Raw genomic sequence first — 19604 nt, 5'->3', positions numbered from 1 at the left:
TCGTTCCTCACCCGAACAGTTCGCGTGCGGCGTGGCCGAGCACCGGATAAAGGGCGCCCACCATCAGGACGATCCAGACGCCCATGACGGTCCAGAGCATCTGCTTCTGGTAGCGCGGGCCCTTGGACCAGAAGTCCACGGCGATGACCCGAAGGCCGTTCAGCGCGTGGAAGAGGATGGCGGCCACGAGGCCGTACTCCAGCAGCGCGACGATCGGCGTCTTGTACGTCGCGACGACATCGTCGTACGCCTCGGGGGAGACGCGGACGAGAGCGGTGTCCAGCACGTGTACGAACAGGAAGAAGAAGATGAGGACGCCGGTGACTCGGTGAGCCACCCAGGACCACATACCTTCCCGGCCGCGGTACAGCGTTCCAGCCGGCACGGAAAAACCCTCCGGGAGCGGGGATTGGAGCCGGCCGCCAGCGTTCTACCAAAGGTGACAGCTCTGTCGGTCTGGCCCGGCCGGGTACGGTCCACCGGCCCTGGCCATCGTAGCGACGAGATGTCGGTTCCCTCGCGCGGGGTCCATAGGTGTGATCAAACCGGCAATCAAAGGGGCACGGACGGACTATTGACGGGGTCCGATCGGCTCGTTTCCGGTCGATCGGGCCACTGTCCTGCCCAGGCGTGCCCTGGCGAGCCGGCGCAGCTCGTCCGCTGCGGTCACCCGCTCCTCATCAGGATCGTTACCAAGTCTTGAGCGGATCCCGGCGAGCACCTGGTCGGGGTGTTCGTCCGGGTGGAAGCCGTCCAGGTAGATCACGAAGGCGTGGCCGAAACTCGCCTCATACGCGGCGTGGGCGGCGCGCAGCGCGGTGTGCGCGGACGCAGGGGCGGTGGGAGGCAGGCCGAAGGAGCGCTCCCCGGTGAGCGCTTCGTCCAGGTCCGCCGCGGACAGGTCGTAGCTGGCCTCGTCGGCGGCCGCCAGCAGTGCGTCCACGTCGGGGTACGGCCGGTGGGCGACGATCCGGTGCGCCCAGCGACGACTGTTGCAGCAGGTGAGGACGGTGGCCGTGGCCGCGGCCTCGGGGGCGGTGTTGAAGTGGTCGAGCCCGGGCAGGCGGGCCCTGGCCGGCTGCCTCGGGGTGCGGACCGGACAGGGGGTGGCGGGGGCTGCGGGGGCGGGAATCCGCGCGGCGGGGTGGAGCACCGGTGGTCGCTGGGGGAGACCGGTGGGCGTTTCGCTGGACAGCGTGGGCTCCGGGGCGACTGGGGGCAGTGAGGGAGATGGGCTGCAACGCTATCGACGCGTGACGACACCTGTCCGAGGGATGCACGAATTTCACTCGGACGAGAGAGTGTCGGTGCGCATGATAGACGAAGCCGAGGGAAATCGCCCGATTCACCTTTGTTCGTCATACTTCAGCAGGAAAGGGAGGTTGATGAGGTGATGTGGCTTTCCCGGGGTGCACGCCGTCCGGGCTCCGCCGTCGTTGTGGTCGCGGCCCTAGCAGCGGTGGTGTCCTGCTCACCCGGCGGTTCCGCAGGTGCCAGGACCGCCGAGGGCGAATCGGCCCGGCCGCCGACAGCTCCGTCGAGGGCGACGCCGCCCGAGCCCGTCCCCTCGCCCACCAAGACGTACCCGCTGTCCACCGCCCCCCGCACCATTCCGTCCGTGCGGGCGTTCGAGGCTGCGCGCGGCCCTGGTTGGCGCCCCGGAGCGGGCAGCGCGGTCGTCGTCGCCAAGGGCAGCGAGTCGCTCGCCGACGAGGGGCGCTTGCTTGCGGGAGAGCTGAAGACCCGTTTCCGCAGCAGCGGCCCCGTCAACGCCGGCGACATCGAGCTCGCGCTCAGCCCCGGCCGGCAGGGTGCGGCCGAGTCGTACACGCTCACCACGCGTGACAACCGGGTGCGGATCACCGGCCCCGACGAGGCCGGCGTCTTCTACGGCACCAGAACCCTCAAGCAGTCGCTCCGCTCCGGCGGCTCGGTGCCGGAGGGCGTCGTGCGCGACCGGCCCGACCGCCCGCAGCGCGGGCTGAACGTGGACATCGCGCGCAAGCACTTCACGGCCGGCTGGATAGAGGCCCGGCTTCGTGAGATGGCCGATCTCAAGCTCAACACGCTCGGTCTGCACTTCTCCGACGACCAAGGCTTCCGGATCGCCTCCGACACGCACCCCGAGGTGGTCTCCGCCCAGCACCTGTCCAAGGAGGAGGTGCGCCGGATCATCGCGCTCGCGCAGAGCCTGCACATCGCGGTCGTGCCCGAGATCGACTCGCCCGGTCATCTCGGGGCCGTCCTGCGCGCGCACCCGGATCTGCAGCTGCGCAACACCCAGGGCACACCGCGCCAAGGTGCCATCGACATCTCCAAGCCCGGTTCCGCGAAGATCGTGGACGATCTGCTGCGCGAGTACGCGGCGCTCTTCCCCGCCGGATGGTTCCACGTCGGCGCCGACGAGTACCAGGCGCTGACCGTGCGGGACCCGGCCGCCTCGTACCCGCAGCTCGCCCGGGCGGCCGTGCAGAAGTACGGCCCGAACGCCCGAGTGAAGGACCTGGCGACCGGCTGGCTGAACGACCGTGCCGCGGTGGTGCGCGCAGCGCAGAAGAAGCCCAAGGCGTGGAACGACGGCTTCTTCCGCGGCGGCGTGGTCTCCGCAGACAAGAACATCGAGGTCGAGTACTGGACCGGCAAGGAGTACGGGGCACGGCCGCCGCAGGAGTACCTGGCCGAGGGCCGCAGGCTGGTCAACCTGAATGACGAGTTCCTCTACTACGTGCTCGGTGAGCCCAACCAGTTCACCTACCCGACGGGACGTCGCATCTACGAGCAGTGGACACCGCTGGTGCTGCGCGGCACGACAGCGGTGCCGGCGGGCTACTCCGGCCAGATCCTGGGCGGCCGCCTCGCCGTCTGGTGCGACCTGGCCCAAGCCCAGACCCAGGAGCAGGTGGCGGCCGGCATCCGGATGCCGCTGCGGGCGGTGTCACAGAAGCTGTGGACACCGGGGAAGCCCGCGCTCTCCTGGCCGCAGTTCAACTCGTTGGCGAACACTCTGGGCTGAGCGTAGGGTTCGGGGCCGGTCGCGGTGCGACCGGCCCGGCCGCGCCTCAAGGGGAGAGGGCGGCCTTTCTCCTGCCTTTGTTGCACTCGTCCGGGGGGACCTCGTCATGAACCATGCGCCCGCGCCCTTTCCTGCGCCCGCGCCCCATCCAGTACCCACGGCCCGCCAGGTGCTCCACTCGCCCGTCGGTCTCTCGCACGCGCTGACCGCGCTGCTGGGCTGCGTCGCGCTCGCCAACGTGCTGGAAATCGCCGCCGCGCTCAGACTGCGCAGCGTGATGGACGGCATCATCGCGGACGGCACGGCCCTCGGCGACGAGGCACTGGAGCTGGTCGACTACGGCCTGCGCGGATCGAGCCAGGTGTACGTGGTCTGCTTCCTCGCCACGGCCGTCGTCTTCATCGTCTGGTTCCACCGGGTCCGCCGGAACGCCGGGGTCTTCGCGCCTGATCTGCAGCGCCGAGGGGCGGGATGGGCGATCGGCGGTTGGTTCGTACCGTTCGGCAACCTCTGGATCCCGTTCGGGATCGCCGTCGACGTCCTGCGGGCGAGCCATCCCGACCCGTACGGTCGGCAGCCCTCGCGCCAGGGAATCCTCCGCGCCTGGTGGGGCGCCTGGGTGCTGTCGTGGTTCGTCCACCGCTTCGCGTTGCTGGCCTACGACAAGGCGCAGACCGCACAGCAGCTCCGCGACGCCGCGGGCCCCCTCGTTGTCAGCGCGTCCCTCGACCTGGTGGCGGCACTGCTCGCGATCCTCTTCGTCCGTCAGGTGACGAGGATGCAGCACGCCAAGGTCCTCGGCGGGGGGACCGTAGCCGCAGCGTGAGCCCGCCCCGGGGGTGTGTCACCCACCGGCCGGCGGTGTGCCGTGGGCGGTGCATCCTGCGCGGCCCTTCCTCACCGTTCGCCCCACCGGCCGGAGCGCGGTGTGCGCAGAATGTCACATGCGTGTGACGCATACGTGTGCGATGGGCCGGTGGGTGTGCCGTCTACCGGTCAGCAGCCGGACGCAGAGGGGGCGGGGCATGGGGTACTCGGGCTACTTCCTGGTCGGAAGGGACGAACGTCCGCTGGCCGAACAGGACGCGCTGGGTCGGGTGCGGGCGGATCTGACGCTGCACCAGCGCCGACCTGACGGCTGGCAGGTGTGGCGCCACCCGAGCGAACCCGACATCGGCGACATGGGGGCGCTCGCCGGCTCGGCGGGTGTCCCCGTGCTCTTCGGCTTCGTCATGGACAGTGCCTGTGTGGTGGTGGAGGCGGCCGCGCCGGGCAGCGGCTCTTGGTACGCCTGCCTCGCCAGGGAGCACATGGCCGAATTTCTCGCCACCAACGACATGGTGGTGGACGACCTGTTCCCGTCGGCCGAGGACGCCGTGAAGCGGGCCTCCGAGTGGGCCGTGGCAGCGGGGACGGCCGCGGAGGCCGGAGGGCTGCTGGAGATCCTGCGGGCGCCGCGGCCGGTGCCGCTCGCCGCGGATGCTGAGGAGCTCTTCTTCAGCTTCCTGGAGCGACTGGGCATTCCGGATGAGTCCGGTGTTATCGGCGTCTCTGGGTGACGATTTCGAGCCACCGGGCGCAGTAAGGGGCATACTGCGTCCGGACTGTCGGGAGGCGTCGATGAGCCTGGTGCAACTGATCGCTGAGGCGGACGAGCGGAGCCTGGCGGCGAGTGGTCTCGCGTGTCTGGACCGCTGCCTGCCTCTGTTGGTGGACGAGACGGAGGTGCTGCGTCCGCTCTGGGCGGGCATCGCCGAGGGCGAGGACGGCTGGGCGGGACAGCTCGCCGCCGCGAGGGTCGCCCTCGACGACACGCCCGCCGCCCAGGCCGCGGCCCCGGTGCGGGAGATGATCGGGGCCGCGCCCGCGCAGTGGGCCGCCGAGCCGCTCGCCGCATGGGCCACGGCCTGCTCCGCCCTGGCGCTGGAGCTCCACCAGGAGCTCGATCCCACGGGTGGTGCCGAGGGGCCGCTCGCCGCCGGCGAGGAGCGACGCCAGATCCAGATCCTGGAAATCCTCGCCGGCACACCGGGCGGCGCGGGGCTCCGACGGGCCCTGGACCTCTCGACAGAGGGCCGGCGCGTGCTGCGCGCGGCCCTGTCCCGCCGGGCGAGGGCCCAGGGCTGACCCGGCCGCCACTGCCGCGGCAGGCACGGTTCGCCCCGGGCGAACCGTGCCTGCCGCGGCGCTAGACCGCGCTGATCCCGTGCGGACCGCCCTTCGCCACCACCGTTGAGCCCAACAGGACCTCGGCGTAACCGTCGCCGTCCGTGTCGCGCACCACCGGCGAGCCGTGGCCCGACCGCGCCTTGACGCTGGGGGCGCCGGTCGTCGTGAGTCCCTCCGGCGAGCCGTGGAAGGTGGCGATCCGGCCGTCGTTGACGACGATGAGGTCGTCGTACCCGTCGCCGTTCACATCGCCGGAGGCGAGCCCCTGGCCACCTGCTCCCATGAGGACCGCCGGTGCGCCCGTCTGCGATCCGCGCGCCGAACTACTGACCACGACCAGCGGCCTGTCGCCCGACGGCGTCAGGAAGGTGAAGGCCCCGTCCGTGTCGTCGTCCCCGTCGAAGTCCCCGAACGCCGAGGCCACCAGCTTGGAACCCGGGGGAACGAGACCCGCCGCGCCGAACACCGAGCCGGGTGTCGCGGGTGCAGTACCGGAGCCGGAAACGGCGGCCAGTGCACGGATCGCGGGCAGGGCGGCGTACAGCTTCCTCCCGGGGCATTCGGTGGGGGAGCCGTCCCGGTGGCCCGACAGCCGCTGGAAGGTCACCTTCTGCCCGGCCCGGTACTTGCCGTTGTTCATGCTCGACGTGAGGGTCGTGGTCCCGTTCACGGTTGCCCCGTAGAGACCGAGCTTCCACGCGGCGACGGCGGCGATCGCCTTGCGGACCGCCGGTGTGACCGCCGCGGTCTGGTAGTTGCCGATGACGGAGATGCTGCTGGTGTTCACGTTGAAGCCGTACGTGTGTGCGCCCTGGACGGGCTTGTCGATGCCGCCGGCACGTCCCTCGAAGACCGTCCCGCACTTGTCGACCAGGAAGTGGTAGCCGATGTCGTTCCACCCCTGACTCTTCACGTGGTAGGTGAAGATGCCGCGCACGATGGCCGCCGAATTGGAGCACTTGTAGGTGTTGGAACCGGCGGTGTGGTGGACGAAGACGGCCTTGGTGCTGGTGTTGTACTTCGGCGGGTCCTGGACAAGGGACTCGTTGGCGCCCCAGCCGGCGCGCGAGACCATGGCGGGCGCTCCGGCGGGCGCGGCGACCCGCTGCGAGGGAGGTGTCACGGCGCGGTGCGAAGGCACCACCGGGGCCCCACCCTGAGGGTCGATCAGCTCCAGGCGCAGTCCCCGGGGGAGCGCCGTGCCCGAGGCGCGCAGTTGCACCCCGTCGGAGGGGCCGGTCCACAGGGGTGCGGTGCCGGCCCGCAGCCCGCTGCCGCTCCGCTCCGTGTCGCCCTCGGGCGTCCGTGCGTCGGCGTCCAGGGCGTGCCACTCGGACCACGCGCCGGTGTCGCTGTCACGGGTGCGGACCTCGGCGGTGCCGCCGAGGGGGGCGTCCGGGTCGTCCCAGGTGAGGCCGACCATGCTGAAGGGCCGGGTGGTGCGGGCCGGAAGGATTCGCACCGTCGGGTCGTTGCCGGGCACCGGAACGGTGTGGACGGCACCGCTCGCGGGGGTGGGGGGCGTGGACGCGTCCCGTGCGGGGGGCGCGGCAACGGTCGGGGCCGTGAGGCCGGTGAGGCAGAACGTCACAGTGCACGCGGCGGCGAGCGCCACGGGGCGGCATCTCATGAGCCGCGAGCATAGGGAAGTAGCGGACATATGTTGTGCAATGACGCTCCGTCGGACGCGTGGACCCCTCCGCGGGGCGAGCGGCAGTGGACTGGTCGTCGAACGCGAGCGCGAAATGGGGAGTCCGGCTTCTCGGGCCGTTGGTAACGTCCCGCCATGACCGATGATCACCATGGGGGCACGCCGTCGAGGACGCCCGTAGCGGCCGACGACGTCCAGCACGCCGTCCGGCTCGCGCTCACCACGCTGCGTGCCGGAGTCGACGCCGACTGGGACGTCAAGGCCGGAGCGCTGGAGTGGACCTGCTGGGAGACCGTCGAACACCTGGCAGACGACCTCTTCGCGTACGCGGCCCAGCTCGGTCCCGAGGCGCCCCCGACGGACCGCGACGTGCCGTTCGACTGGGTGGCCCGGCGTCCCGGGGGACCGGCGAACGTCACCTTCGCGGAACGGGCGTCCGGGCCGCGCGGGTTGCTCCAGGTGCTGGAGGCGTGCGGCGCCCTGCTCGCGGCGATGGTCAGGACCACCCCGCCCGAGGTGCGCGCGTACCACTCCTTCGGGGCGTCCGACCCGGAAGGCTTCGCCGCCATGGGGATCGTCGAGACGCTCGTCCACACGCATGACGTCGCGGCCGGGCTCGGGATCTCGTGGGCGCCCCCGAGCGGGCTCTGCGACCGCGTCCTCGCCCGTCTCTTCCCCGATGCCCCAGCGGGTACCGACCGCTGGGCCACCCTCCTGTGGGCGACGGGTCGGGGCGCTTTGCCGGGGCGCGCACGGCTGGATTCGTGGCGGTGGTACGGAGCGGTCCGCGACTGACCGGGCCGTCCGGGGGAGGTGTCGAACCCGCTCCCGGCCCGGGCCCGTTTCCACGGTTCCGGAGCGCGCCGGGGGACCGGCCGGTGCGCAGGAGGAGGGCTCGAAGAGAGGCGGCGCGCCGGAGAACAAAGGGACGACCGGGGCCGCCACCCCCCACAGGAGAGGCCCCGGTCGCCGTTTGCAGGGCCGCGGAACGGCCCCGTACCTCTCTCAGCGCCGGGGGTGCGTTTTCTGTCACACCCGCGGGCCCGCAGAATGTTGCAAGTTGTACAAGCACGTGGACGCGGCCCCCTCGGAGCACGTAGCGTGGCGCTGCGCGCTGGGCTGTGCGACGGGTAGTGACCAGCCGCGATGACGAACGGGTAGTGGGAGTGCTGGGGGACGACGCGGAGCTGACCGCCGCGGTGAACGCTGCGCAGGCCGGGGACGAGGATGCCTTTCGGGCCGTGTACCGCGCTGTGCACCCGCGGCTGCTCGGATACGTACGGACGCTGGTCGGCGAGCCCGAGGCCGAGGACGTCGCCTCAGAAGCCTGGCTGCAGATAGCCCGGGACCTGGACCGCTTCAGCGGCGACGCGGACCGGTTCCGGGGCTGGGCCGCGCGGATCGCCCGCAACCGTGCACTCGACCACATCCGGATGCGGGGCCGGCGCCCCGCCGTCGGCGGCGACGAGACCGAACTGACCGGGAAGCCCGCCGAATGCGACACCGCGGGAGAGGCCATGGAGGCCCTTGCCACCGGCCGGACCATGGAGCTCATCGCGCAACTCCCCCAGGACCAGGCAGAGGCCGTCGTCCTGCGCGTCGTCGTGGGCCTCGACGCCAAGAGCGCGGCCATGACGCTGGGCAAGCGTCCGGGTGCCGTACGCACGGCTGCCCACCGCGGGCTGAAGAAGCTGGCGGAGCTGCTGGGCACCGAGGGCGAGGGCGGCGCGGATAGCCTGGGCCGGGGCGCGGAGCTCGGAGCCGTCCCGCCGCAGCGCATCCCACGGCCCGGCCCGGCGCGCTCCGCCGGTGTGACGCATTCGCGTCTGCGGACGCAGAAGGACATGTGATGGCCGACGAGCGGTACGAATGGCTCGACAAGGACACGGCGGAGCGGTTGCTCCGTGGTGAGCCCGTCGAGCCCGTCGGCGTTGACGCGCGTAGCCAGGCGGAACGGCTCGCCAAGGCGTTGGACGATACCCGCGTCCGGGACGGTGCGACCGAGCCGATGCGGGGCGAGGACGCCGCGGTCGCGGCGTTCCGCAAGGCGCGCGACGGCGGCGGTGCAGAGCTGCTCCCTCCGGTCCGGCTCGCCTCCGCGCCCTCCGCCACCCGCTGGGGCCGCCCGGTGCGCCGCTGGGGACTGGCCGCCTCGCTGGCCGGCGTCGCCGTGGGCGGTGTGGCCGTGGCCGCGGTGGCCGGTGTGGTGCCGACACCGTTCCGCGGCGACCGCGCCCCGGAACCGGCAGCCTCGGTCTCCGGGGACGCCAGTCCGGGTCCCGTCGCCTCCGACACGCCGAGCGGTGGGGCCACATGGCGGCCGTCGCCGGCGGAGAGTCCGCAGGAGCCCCCCGCATCCTCCTCGCCCCACCCGTCCGAGCCTCCTGCGGACCGGCCCGGGGGCGGGGCGACCCAGGGCCGCGGTGACGACGAGTCCGCCCCGTCGGACGACCAGGGCACGGGCGCGGGGTCCGACGACGCCGATTGGTACGGCAAGACGGTCTCCGCGTGCCGCGACTACCGAGACGGAGCCCTCGACGAGGAGAGCAAGCAGCGCCTGGAGGCCGCAGCCAGGGGCGCGGACCGGGTCAGGCGCTTCTGCGACCGGGTGCTGTCCTCCGTCGACGACGACGGTGACGACAACGATGGCAGCTCCGGCGGCGGGGGCGGCAGGGGTGGCGGCACCGACGAGGGCGACGACGGGGACGACGGTCCCGCGGGTGTCCGCTTCCCGTTCCTGGGTGCCCCGGTCGATGCCCTCCCGGTGCCGGCCGCGCCCGTGGCCTCCCCCGACACGTCCGCCGTCCGGACCGCCTGGCTGGTCGCCGTCTAGGGGCGTGTTGCGAAGGTAGCTCCGTCCGCCCGCGGGCCAGGAGGGACTTTCACAACACGCCCTAGCACCGTCCGGCCCCGGTCGTGCCCGGCCCGTCGTCCGCGGGGTCGCGGGGGCCGGGTGGCCCGGGACGGTGGGTGCGCGCTGCCGCGTGGGCGGGGCCGGCCCGCTCGACGGCGGGATCCCGGGCTCGGCCCGTTACCCCGTCTTCCGCCCGCCACCCCCTCCCCGTGCGGCTTCGATCGTTCCGCGAGCGGTCCCGCCCGTGCAGGCCTAGCACGGCCTTCCCGCGCTCGGACGCTCGCCACCCGTACCGCCTTCCCCGTGGGTGGGGCGTACGGTCCCGCACCTCGCGGGTGCCGGGGCGGGCCGTCCTCGGGCGGGCGTCCGTCGCCCTCCGGCAGTGGAGGGAGAGGGCCGTGTGCCCGCGACGGGCCCGATCGGAGGTCACCGCGAGAGCCCGAAGGACCGCAACCGCATGCCGCCGTGCTCGGGCCGGCCAGTGCTCCGGCCGTCCTCGGGCGGGCGTCCGTTGCCCCGGTCCGTCCCTTGGCCACAGGTCCCTGACCTGGCATGTTCAAGTTCCCGACAAGAATTTCCAGCCAGGTGTGACGTTTTTTGGCTGACCGGCGCAGTACTAAGTGAGCCGACTGGTCATCGGCCGTGCCAGAGCCGGGGTTCCCCCCGTACCCGCGGCTCGGCGCACAGGCGCGGGCGGGACACGTTCCCCCGGTCCCGCCCGCGCCTCTCTCCTTCGCCGGGTCACCAGTGGACGACGACCTTGTCGCCCTTCTGCACCTGGTCGAAGACCGAAGCGAGCTTCTTCTTGTCCCGGACGTTCACACAACCGTGCGACGCGCCGGCGTAGCCGCGGGCCGCGAAGTCCGCGGAGTAGTGCACCGCCTGGCCTCCGCTGAAGAACATCGCGTACGGCATGGACGTGTGATAGATCGTCGACGTCCACTCCTTGGCCTTCCATCCCACGGTGAACGTCCCTTCGCGGGTCGGCGTGTTCTCCGAACCGAACCGCACGTCCATGGCGGCGACGACCTTGCCGTCGATCATCCAGGCGAGCGTCCTGCTCTCCTTGCTGATGCACAGCACCCGTCCGGTCTTGCACCGCGCATCGGGTTCGTCCAGCGCGTTCGTCGTCGCCGGGCGCAGTTCGTCGGCCGTCGGCCGGTGCGTCATCGCGAGGAGCTTCCGCCAGGTCGCCTCGTCCACCGACCCGGTAGCGGGCACGCCGCGCTTCTCCTGGAAGCCGCGGACCGCCTTCGAGGTCATCGAGCCGTAGAACGCAGTGGGGCTGCGGTGGAAGTGGCCGACCTGCCGGAGCCGCGCCTGCAGCTCGCGGACCTGCTCGTTCTCCGTGCCCTCCGTCATCAGCACCTTCGGGGTCGTCGGCTCCGTGCTCGCCTTCGTGGACGGCGGGTCGGCCTTCGGCTTGGAGTCGGACCCCGGAGTGGAGTCGGACCCCGGACTGGAGTCCGCCGCGGGCGACGAGGGCGCAGCCGAGGCCTTGCCGTCGGCTGCCGGTCGTGCCTTGCCGTCGGCGGCGGGCGGGGCGGCTGCTCCGCTTCCGGTCGCCTGACTGGTGCAGCTGGTGGCCAGGGCCACGACAGCGGCGGCCATGAGTGCTCTTCGCAGGACGGACGTACGGTGCATCAGCTGCCCCCCGGGACGGTCGTGTGTGAGTAGGGATGCTTCCCGGCCGCGCTTGGTTGCGGCCGGGAGGGCATGCTGTGAGGAAGGTCCCACCGCGGGGCGGCGCGTCCACCGCACGCCCGCCGGCGCGATCCGTCGCGAGGGACCCGTACCGAGGGGGACAGCTCCAGCGGGAGGCACAGCACATGGCGCGCGAGTCGGAATCGGGACTGCCGATCGAGCCGGTGTACGGACCGGACGCCCTCGAAGGGTGGGATCCGGCCGCGAAGCTGGGTGAGCCCGGGGGCTACCCGTTCACCCGCGGCGTCTACCCCTCCATGTACACGGGACGACCATGGACGATGCGCCAGTACGCGGGGTTCGGCACGGCCGCCGAGTCGAACGCCCGGTACAAGCAGCTCATCGCCCACGGCACGACCGGGCTCTCCGTCGCCTTCGACCTGCCGACCCAGATGGGCCACGACTCCGACGCGCCCCTCGCACACGGCGAGGTCGGGAAGGTCGGGGTCGCGATCGACTCCCTCGACGACATGCGGCTGCTGTTCGACGGGATCCCGCTGGACCGGGTGTCCACGTCGATGACGATCAACGCGCCGGCCTCGCTGCTGCTGCTGCTCTACCAGCTGGTCGCCGAGGAACAGGGCGTCCCCGCGGGCAAACTCACCGGGACGATCCAGAACGACGTGCTCAAGGAGTACATCGCCCGCGGTACCTACATCTTCCCCCCGGGCCCGTCGCTGCGGTTGATCGCCGACACCTTCGGGTACTGCAGGGCCGAGGTCCCGAAGTGGAACACCATCTCGATCTCCGGCTACCACATGGCGGAGGCCGGGGCGTCGCCCGCGCAGGAAGTCGCCTTCACCCTCGCGAACGGCATCGAGTACGTCAGGACGGCGCTGGCAGCGGGCATGGACGTCGACGACTTCGGGCCCCGACTCTCCTTCTTCTTCGTCGCCCGGACGACATTCCTGGAGGAGGTCGCCAAGTTCCGTGCCGCACGCCGCATCTGGGCGCGGGTCATGCGGAACGACTTCGGGGCGGAAGACCCCAAGTCCCTGATGCTGCGCTTCCACACGCAGACCGCCGGGGTGCAGCTCACCGCGCAGCAGCCCGAAACGAATCTGGTGCGCGTGGCGGTCCAGGGCCTCGCCGCCGTCCTCGGCGGCACTCAGTCGCTGCACACCAACTCCTTCGACGAGGCCATCGCGCTGCCGACCGAGAAGTCGGCCCGCCTGGCGCTCCGCACCCAGCAGGTTCTCGCGTACGAAACCGACGTCACCGCCACCGTCGATCCGTTCGCCGGGTCGTACGCCGTCGAGAGCATGACGGACGACCTGGAGGCAGCAGCGCTGGAGTTGATGGCCAAGGTGGAGGACCTGGGGGGCGCGGTCAACGCCATCGAACGCGGCTTCCAGAAGAACGAGATCGAACGCAGCGCGTACCGTATCGCGCAGGAGACCGATTCCGGGGAGCGCACCGTCGTCGGTGTCAACCGCTTCACCCTTGAGGAGGAGGAGCCGTACGAACCGCTCCGCGTCGATCCGGCCATCGAGGCCGAGCAGGTGGCACGGCTGGCGGAACTGCGCGCGGAGCGCGACCGCACGGCCGTGGACGCGCTGCTCGACGAGCTGAGGGTGACCGCCGGGGGCACCGGCAACGTGCTCCCTCCGATGAAGGAGGCACTCCGCGCCCGGGCCACGGTCGGCGAGGTGTGCAACGCCCTGCGCGACGTGTGGGGCACCTACGTTCCCGTCGACGCGTACTGAAGCGCTCCGTTCGGCCCCCGCGGAACGGCGGGGCGGAGGGACGGGCAGGGGGGCGGAAGGCCCGCGGCCTCCCTCTCGGGGAGAGCCACCGTGCTGGTGGGGATTCCGTCATGCGAAACGCAGAGGCGGTGTGTCGCAGGCGCGTGCGAGACTCCGCCTCATGCTGGGTGTGACCGATCTACCGACCTACCTCGCAGGACTCGTCCTGATCGTTCTGCTACCGGGACCGAACTCGCTCTACGTGCTCTCCGCCGCCGCCCGCCGCGGCGTACGCACGGGCTACCGCGCGGCGGCCGGCGTCTGGTGCGGCGACACGGTCTTGATGACCCTGTCAGCCGCGGGGGTCGCTTCGCTCCTCCAGGGCAATCCCATGCTCTTCGGGATCGTGAAGCTCGCCGGCGCGGGCTATCTGACGTGGCTGGCGTTCGGGATGCTCCGAGCGGCGCGGGGCATGTGGCGGTCCCGGCACGAGCCTGCGGACGTGGTGACGGAGCAGGCGCCCGCCGCAGCGGAGCGGCCGTTCCGCCGGGCCTTCGTGATCAGCCTGTTCAACCCCAAGGCGATCCTCTTCTTCGTCGCCTTCTTCGTGCAGTTCGTCGACCCCGGCTACGCCTACCCGGCACTCTCTTTCGTCGTGCTCGGCGGACTGGCCCAGCTGGCGAGCGTCCTCTACCTGACGCTGCTGATATTCGGCGGCACCCGCCTGGCGTCCGCGTTCCGCCGCCGCAGGCGACTGTCGGCCGGGGCGACGTCGGCCGCCGGTGCGCTGTTCCTCGGCTTTGCAGTGAAGCTGTCGCTCAGCAGCGCGTGACCTTTCCGAGGAAGCCGAGCAGCCCTTCCGCATCCGTGCCGGCCCAGCCGACGTAGCCGTCGGGTCGGACCAGGAAGAGGCCCTCGCCGTATGCCGGAAGGACGTCTTCCGGCTGCGTGCGCCGCACGCGCACGACGTCGGGCAGCTCGTCGGGCAGCTTCGTGGCGAGGGCGTCGACCCCCACCACCAGCAGGGTGAAGTGCGGGCCCCGGAAGACGTCGAAGAGCCGGGTTCCGTCCGCGAGACGCCCGTCGGGCGCCCGGTCGCCTCCCGTCAGTACACCCGCGGCGCCGTCGGCGAGCGGGCCACCGCGGTATCCGAGTCCGAGCTGGCGCGTCACCGCCCCGCGGCGCGCCTCGCCCCGGTGGATCCGGGTGGACAGCCCGAGGACGTCCGCCGCGACGGGCCGCCGCTCCTCCTCGTAGGAGTCGAGCAGGGCCTGCGGCGCTCCGTGACGTAGTACGTGGCCGAGCTTCCAGCCCAGGTTGTGGGCGTCCTGGACGCTGGTGTTGAGTCCTTGCCCGCCGGCCGGCGAGTGGATGTGCGCGGCGTCGCCGGCGAGGAAGACCCGGCCGCCGCGGAAGCGCTGGGCGAGGGCGGCGCGCGGGCGGAAGGCGGAGGCCCACAGCACCTCAGTGACCTGATCAGCCGTCAGGTGGGTGCGGGCGGCGACCAGGGCGCGCACTCCTTCGGGGGTGGTGTCCGGGGCGCCCTCGGCGAACCGGGCGACGAGCTGGAAGTCTTCGGTGCCGGGGAGCGGGCAGATCGCCGCCCAGCCGGAGCCCGTCCCGCCGAAGGTGTGCCAGCCGCCGCGGTCGAGGTCCCGTACGCGGACGTCCGCGACCAGGATCGGGGCCGGGTCGACCGTCTCGCCTTCCATGTCGATCCCGAGGGCAGTGCGGACCGTGCTGCGGCCCCCGTCCGCGGCGACCGCGTAGCGGGCGCGGACCGCCGTGCCGGTTGAGAGTGTCGCCGTGACGCCGTCGGCGTCCTGCTCGATGCGGGTCACGGACCGCCCGAAGGCCACGTCGCCGCCGAGCTCGCGCAGTCTGGCGAAGAGGATCTCCTGGGTGCGCCACTGGGGGAGGAGCCAGGGCTCCCCGAACGGCTCGGCCTCCGTCGGCTCCGCGCGGTCGAACATGTCGTGCTCGCTGATGCGCCGACCGTCTTCCCAGAGCTGCCCCATCGGCGCCGGTCCGCCGGCGGTGAGGACCGCGTCGACCACTCCGAGGTCGTGGAGCACCTCCAGGGTGCGCGGTTGGAGCCCCTTGCCCCGGGAGCCGGGGAACAGTCCGTCGGACCGTTCCGCGACGAAGGCGTCGACCCCGCGCCTGGCCAGGTCCACGGCGAGGGTCAGCCCGGTGGGGCCGGCGCCGACGATGAGCACGTCCACTTCCTTAACGTTGTTAAGTTCCATGAGGCGGAGCGTGCCCTTAACGGCGTTAAACTGTCAAGGTGGGACCGACGAAGATCGACCGTGCCCGGGTCGCCGAGACCGCCCTGCGGCTGCTGAACGACGTGGGGCTCGACGGGCTGAGCCTGCGCCTCATCGCCAAGGAGTTGGACGTGAAGGCGCCCGCGCTCTATTGGCACTTCAAGGACAAGAAGGCGCTGCTCGACGAGATGGCGACCGAGATGCTCCGGCGGATGGTCGCCGACATGACGGGGTCGCCGTCGGCCGACTGGCGGGAGAGCCTCGCGCTGGCGATGCGGGGGCTGCGCGAACACCTGCTGCGCTACCGCGACGGGGCGAAGGTCTACAGCGGAACGCATTTCACCGACATGAGCTTCGCCGAACCGATGGAGTCCCACCTGCGGCGCCTCACCGAAGCCGGCTTCACCCCGGGAGCGGCGGCCCGCGCCTGGCTCACCGCATACAGCTACACGATCGGCTACGTGATCGAGGAGCAGGCCATGGGGCCGGATCCGGCCACCGGTGCCGAGGGGTACGACCTGGCCGCCCGCGCGGAGCGCCTGGCCGACTACCCCTTGGCCGCGGCGGCCGGCGAGGAGATCTTCGCCGGGCGCCCCGCCGGCTTCGAGACCGGTCTCCGAGCGGTGGTGGAGGGCATCGCCCACACCCTGGGCCCGGCGGTGCGGGGCTGACCCCGCGCGCCCGCCGGACGTGTCGGTCCTCCCCCTCGGACGTGCTCGATCCACCGGTGGTCGCGGGCCCGGTGCCCTTATGGTGCGGGAGGGGAACGCACCAGCAGGCTGCCCCGCACCCACCTCGACCTCGGCGACCGTGCGCAGAAGGGGGCGTGGCCGGGCGGGGTCCGTACGCCGCGCCGATGGGCGTCGGGGGACCGGTCGTCGTGCGTGGCCGGCGGGACCCGGTGCCGGGAGGCGACGTGCGGCGGGCCGGCGCGGGGCGGCCGCTGCTCGGCTTCGTACCGCGCCCGCGCCGGATCGGGGTTGGTGTGACGAAGCCGGCGGCCGGTACGGCAATGGACGGGAGCCGACGGGAGCCGACGGAAGCCGACCGGTGCGGACGGGTGCGGACGGGTGCGGACGGCTCGTCGACCGGCGGACGCCAGCGTCTCGCGGGAAGGGGCCGCGGTCCGTGAGCGGGCGGCAGCGCCCGGCGCCCGGACGGGGGATCTGGGCGCGACAGGACGCGCATCAGTCCATATCGTGGTCAAAAGACGGGTGAGCTTACCCACACTGAGGGCCGGCCATGCGTCGTCAGACGAGTTTCCCATCCCCTATCGGGCTGAACTTTTGTTGATCTCGAGTTAGTTGGGCCTTGAAGGGGCCTACTCTTCAACGGGTGAACCAGTTGATGTCCCGCGAGCCCGACGCCGGCCTTCCCGGCGAGACCGTGCTGCCTGGCGACCGTGCGCTGCCCGGCATGCTGCCCGACGCCCTGCGCACCGAACTCATCGCCTTCCGCCGGGACTTGCACATGCACCCGGAGCTCGGCAACCAGGAGTTCCGCACCACCGCGGCGATCAAGGCCCGGCTGGAGGCCGCGGGCCTGCGCCCCCGGGTGCTGGCGAGTGGTACGGGTCTCGTGTGCGACGTCGGAACCTGGGACCGGGTACGCCCCATGCTCGCCTTCCGCGCGGACATCGACGCCCTGCCCATCCCCGACACCAAGACGGTGCCGTACCGGTCCACCGTGGCCAACCGCGCCCACGCCTGCGGCCACGACGTGCACACCACGACCGTGCTCGGGGCGGGCCTCGTCCTCGCCGACCTCGACCGGCAGGGACTGCTGCCCAACGCCGTGCGACTGATCTTCCAGCCGGCCGAAGAGGTCCTGCCCGGAGGGGCGGCAGATGCCATTGAGTCCGGCGTGCTGGACGGGGTGGGCCGGATCATCGCCGTGCACTGCGACCCACGGGTGGACGCGGGCCGGATCGGGTTGCGACCGGGCCCCATCACCTCTGCGTGTGATCGGCTGGAAATCACCCTTGACGGGCCTGGTGGACACACGGCTCGGCCGCATCTGACCACCGACCTGGTAACCGCCGCCGCGAAGGTCGTCACCGAAGTCCCCGCGCTGCTGGCCCGCAGGGTCGACACCCGCTCGGGCCTGGCGCTGACCTGGGGGCGCATCGAGTCCGGGCACGCCTGCAACGTGATCCCGCAGCACGCCGAGCTCTCCGGCACCGTCCGCTGCCTGGACCTCCCCGCCTGGCGCGAGGCCCCGGACCTGGTGCACGCCGCCGTCGATGAGATCGCCACGCTGCACCGTGCGAAGTCCCAGATCAACTACATTCGCGGAGTCCCGCCAGTGGTCAACGACCCGGTCACCACGGAACTGCTCCGCGACGCCCAGACCGCGCGCCGGGGTGCGCTCACGATCGAGGACACCGAGCAGAGCCTGGGCGGCGAGGACTTCTCCTGGTACCTGGAACACGTTCCCGGCGCGATGGCGCGTCTCGGTGTGCACCCCCCGGGGGACCCGGTCCGGCGTGATCTGCACCGCGGTGACTTCGACGCCGACGAGCGGGCGATCGAGACGGGCGTGGAGCTGTTCACGGCTGCGGCGCTGATCGACGCCGTCCCCGTGTAGCCGATCCCCGCAGCATCTTCCCCGCGTAGGGGAGCGGAAAGGGCTGCGCCCTCCCGGGTAAGGGGCCGACCCGAAGAGCGATATGGCGCCCGTGACATCGCGGGCGCCATTCGTTGTTTCCGGGTAACGCCAGGGCGTAATTTGTTTAGCTCTTGGCCAAAATAGATGACGCATTGTCATGATGTGAGTTCTCTGAGTCATCAAAAGTGCCCGAAATGTAGGAGCTGTGCATCGTGTGGGTGGTATGGGAAAATACTTGCTTGTGCGCAACTGCCAAGTCCGCTACGCGACGATCCGATAACGACTCATGAACGGGTCTTTAACTGACATCTACGCGCGTTACGATCGCCGCGAACCCAGCGCCGGAAGTGGCGCTTTCGGCCAGGTCTAAGGAGCCTTCCCGTGCGCCGGATTACCAGGATCGCCACCGTGGGCATCGCGTCCGCGGCTCTCGCAGTTTCGGTCACCGCATGCGGTGGAAAGTCGTCGTCCGATGCAGGCGCGGAGGGTGGCGCCCGGGCCGCTCTCGCCTACGACATCGGCGGCCGTGGTGACCAGTCCTTCAACGACGCCGCCTACGCCGGCATCGAGAAGGCCAAGACCGAGCTCGGCATCAAGGCCACCGAGGCGGAGCCCACCGAGGGCGAGGGCGACCCGGACAAGGTCCAGCGGCTCACCGAGCTGGCCCGCGCCGGCAACAACCCGGTGATCGGCGTCGGCTTCGCCTACGCCCCGGCCATCGCCGAGGTCGCGCCGAAGTTCCCGAAGACCACCTTCGGTCTCATCGACGACACCTCCAAGACCGGCAAGAACATCGCCAACCTGGTCTTCAACGAGGAGCAGGGTTCCTACCTGGCAGGTGTCGCCGCCGCCAAGGTGACCAAGTCCAAGACGGTCGGCTTCATCGGCGGCGTCGAGACTCCGCTGATCAAGAAGTTCGAGGCGGGCTTCGTCCAGGGTGTCAAGGACACCAACAAGGACGTCAACGTCAAGGTCCAGTACCTGACGCAGCCGCCGGACTTCGGTGGCTTCTCCAAGCCCGACCTCGGCAAGGCCGCCGCGCAGGGCCAGCTCGACGCGGGTGCCGACGTGATCTACGCGGCCGCCGGTCTCGCGGGCTCCGGCTCGATCGAGGCCGCCGCCAAGGCCAAGAAGTGGGCCATCGGCGTCGACTCGGACCAGTACAGCCAGAAGGGCCTCGCCGCCTACAAGGAGTACATCCTCACCTCGGTGACCAAGGACGTCTCCGGCGCTGTCTTCAACCTGGTCAAGTCGGTCAAGGACGGCAAGCCGCAGTCCGGTGAGATCCGCTACGGCCTGGACAGTGACGGCGTGGGCCTGGCCACCTCGAACCCCGCCTTCACCAAGATGAAGGACGTCACCGCCGCGGTCGAGAAGGCCAAGGCCGACATCATCGCCAAGAAGATCACGGTCAAGACCGCTCCGTAACCGGACAGTCGGGACCGGTGGTCCGCGGGTCCGGGGAGGACGGCATGCGCCGCCCTCTCCGGACCCCGTTCCCGATCCCGGCCGCCGGATTTCGTCATCAGGCGAAGCTACGCGCGTAGAGCCCTCTGTGGCACGATACTTTCGCCCAGCCCCTGACCTTCCTGACCAGTCCGCTGCTCGTCCCGCCGAGCTCGCCCAGTACTTTTGCTCCTTATCCGCCAAGGAG

General features: G+C 71.3%; 17 protein-coding genes. 12 read left to right on the top strand and 5 right to left on the bottom strand.

Going from position 1 to position 19604, the window contains the following annotated elements; translation table 11 throughout:
• Positions 1-7: 7 nt before the first annotated feature.
• Together sdhC and ACFXOM_RS02205 are read right to left on the bottom strand one after the other, a co-directional pair.
• Positions 8-385, bottom strand: a complete 378-nt coding sequence (sdhC, locus tag ACFXOM_RS02210) for a succinate dehydrogenase, cytochrome b556 subunit (protein ID WP_384939094.1) — start codon at positions 383-385, stop codon at positions 8-10.
• Between the two features lie 186 nt (positions 386-571).
• The gene (locus ACFXOM_RS02205) at positions 572-1153 is read right to left on the bottom strand and encodes a 2-oxo-4-hydroxy-4-carboxy-5-ureidoimidazoline decarboxylase (RefSeq protein ID WP_385036761.1); all 582 of its coding nucleotides are present in this window, start codon (positions 1151-1153) and stop codon (positions 572-574) included.
• A 240-nt stretch (positions 1154-1393) separates the two neighbouring features.
• Here ACFXOM_RS02205 and ACFXOM_RS02200 point away from each other — a divergent pair, with 240 nt between their 5' ends.
• From ACFXOM_RS02200 to ACFXOM_RS02185, 4 genes are all read left to right on the top strand, one after another.
• Positions 1394-3013, top strand: a complete 1620-nt coding sequence (locus ACFXOM_RS02200) for a glycoside hydrolase family 20 protein (RefSeq protein WP_385036875.1) — start codon at positions 1394-1396, stop codon at positions 3011-3013.
• 106 nt (positions 3014-3119) lie between these two features.
• Positions 3120-3839: a DUF4328 domain-containing protein gene (locus tag ACFXOM_RS02195; protein WP_385036759.1), complete on the top strand. Its 720-nt coding sequence runs from the start codon at positions 3120-3122 to the stop codon at positions 3837-3839.
• A gap of 199 nt (positions 3840-4038) precedes the next feature.
• The gene (locus ACFXOM_RS02190; RefSeq protein WP_384939088.1) at positions 4039-4572 is read left to right on the top strand and encodes a hypothetical protein; all 534 of its coding nucleotides are present in this window, start codon (positions 4039-4041) and stop codon (positions 4570-4572) included.
• Between the two features lie 61 nt (positions 4573-4633).
• Complete coding sequence (locus ACFXOM_RS02185) at positions 4634-5140, top strand: hypothetical protein (RefSeq protein WP_384939086.1); 507 nt, start codon at positions 4634-4636, stop codon at positions 5138-5140.
• A 61-nt stretch (positions 5141-5201) separates the two neighbouring features.
• Here the strand turns inward: ACFXOM_RS02185 and ACFXOM_RS02180 are convergent, their stop codons facing one another.
• Entirely contained in the window at positions 5202-6812 is a 1611-nt protein-coding gene (locus tag ACFXOM_RS02180; protein WP_384946057.1) for an N-acetylmuramoyl-L-alanine amidase, read from the bottom strand.
• A 156-nt stretch (positions 6813-6968) separates the two neighbouring features.
• Between ACFXOM_RS02180 and ACFXOM_RS02175 the strand changes: the two genes are divergently transcribed.
• From ACFXOM_RS02175 to ACFXOM_RS02165, 3 genes are all read left to right on the top strand, one after another.
• Positions 6969-7628: a hypothetical protein gene (locus tag ACFXOM_RS02175; RefSeq protein ID WP_384946055.1), complete on the top strand. Its 660-nt coding sequence runs from the start codon at positions 6969-6971 to the stop codon at positions 7626-7628.
• A 371-nt stretch (positions 7629-7999) separates the two neighbouring features.
• Positions 8000-8683, top strand: a complete 684-nt coding sequence (locus tag ACFXOM_RS02170; RefSeq protein ID WP_384933182.1) for an RNA polymerase sigma factor — start codon at positions 8000-8002, stop codon at positions 8681-8683.
• A complete protein-coding gene (locus ACFXOM_RS02165) occupies positions 8683-9666 on the top strand; it encodes a hypothetical protein (RefSeq protein WP_384933138.1) in 984 nt (327 codons plus the stop codon). Before ACFXOM_RS02170 ends, ACFXOM_RS02165 begins: the two co-directional genes overlap by 1 nt.
• Before the next feature lie 762 nt (positions 9667-10428).
• Here ACFXOM_RS02165 and ACFXOM_RS02160 read toward each other — a convergent pair.
• On the bottom strand, positions 10429-11298 hold the full coding sequence (locus ACFXOM_RS02160; protein WP_385036757.1) for a L,D-transpeptidase family protein: 870 nt from the start codon (positions 11296-11298) through the stop codon (positions 10429-10431).
• Between the two features lie 218 nt (positions 11299-11516).
• Between ACFXOM_RS02160 and ACFXOM_RS02155 the strand changes: the two genes are divergently transcribed.
• Both ACFXOM_RS02155 and leuE read left to right on the top strand, forming a co-directional pair.
• Positions 11517-13097, top strand: coding sequence for a methylmalonyl-CoA mutase (locus ACFXOM_RS02155; protein WP_385036755.1), 1581 nt, complete (start codon positions 11517-11519; stop codon positions 13095-13097).
• A 160-nt stretch (positions 13098-13257) separates the two neighbouring features.
• Entirely contained in the window at positions 13258-13908 is a 651-nt protein-coding gene (leuE, locus tag ACFXOM_RS02150) for a leucine efflux protein LeuE (protein ID WP_385036753.1), read from the top strand.
• Here the strand turns inward: leuE and ACFXOM_RS02145 are convergent.
• Entirely contained in the window at positions 13895-15325 is a 1431-nt protein-coding gene (locus tag ACFXOM_RS02145; RefSeq protein ID WP_385036751.1) for an FAD-dependent monooxygenase, read from the bottom strand. The genes leuE and ACFXOM_RS02145 overlap by 14 nt on opposite strands.
• A gap of 38 nt (positions 15326-15363) precedes the next feature.
• On the opposite strand from ACFXOM_RS02145, the gene ACFXOM_RS02140 reads away from it, so the two are divergent.
• The 3 genes from ACFXOM_RS02140 (at position 15364) to ACFXOM_RS02130 (ending at position 19378) form a co-directional block, all read left to right on the top strand.
• A complete protein-coding gene (locus ACFXOM_RS02140; RefSeq protein WP_384933124.1) occupies positions 15364-16014 on the top strand; it encodes a TetR/AcrR family transcriptional regulator C-terminal domain-containing protein in 651 nt (216 codons plus the stop codon).
• A 676-nt stretch (positions 16015-16690) separates the two neighbouring features.
• Entirely contained in the window at positions 16691-17929 is a 1239-nt protein-coding gene (locus tag ACFXOM_RS02135; RefSeq protein ID WP_384933179.1) for an amidohydrolase, read from the top strand.
• A gap of 402 nt (positions 17930-18331) precedes the next feature.
• The gene (locus tag ACFXOM_RS02130; protein WP_384933122.1) at positions 18332-19378 is read left to right on the top strand and encodes a BMP family protein; all 1047 of its coding nucleotides are present in this window, start codon (positions 18332-18334) and stop codon (positions 19376-19378) included.
• Positions 19379-19604 lie beyond the last annotated feature (226 nt).

The sequence above is a fragment of the Streptomyces sp. NPDC059169 genome, from assembly GCF_042755225.1.
Taxonomy (GTDB): Bacteria; Actinomycetota; Actinomycetes; order Streptomycetales; family Streptomycetaceae; genus Streptomyces.
Note: the sequence above shows the minus strand (reverse complement) of the source record. Positions and strands in the feature narration are given on the sequence as shown.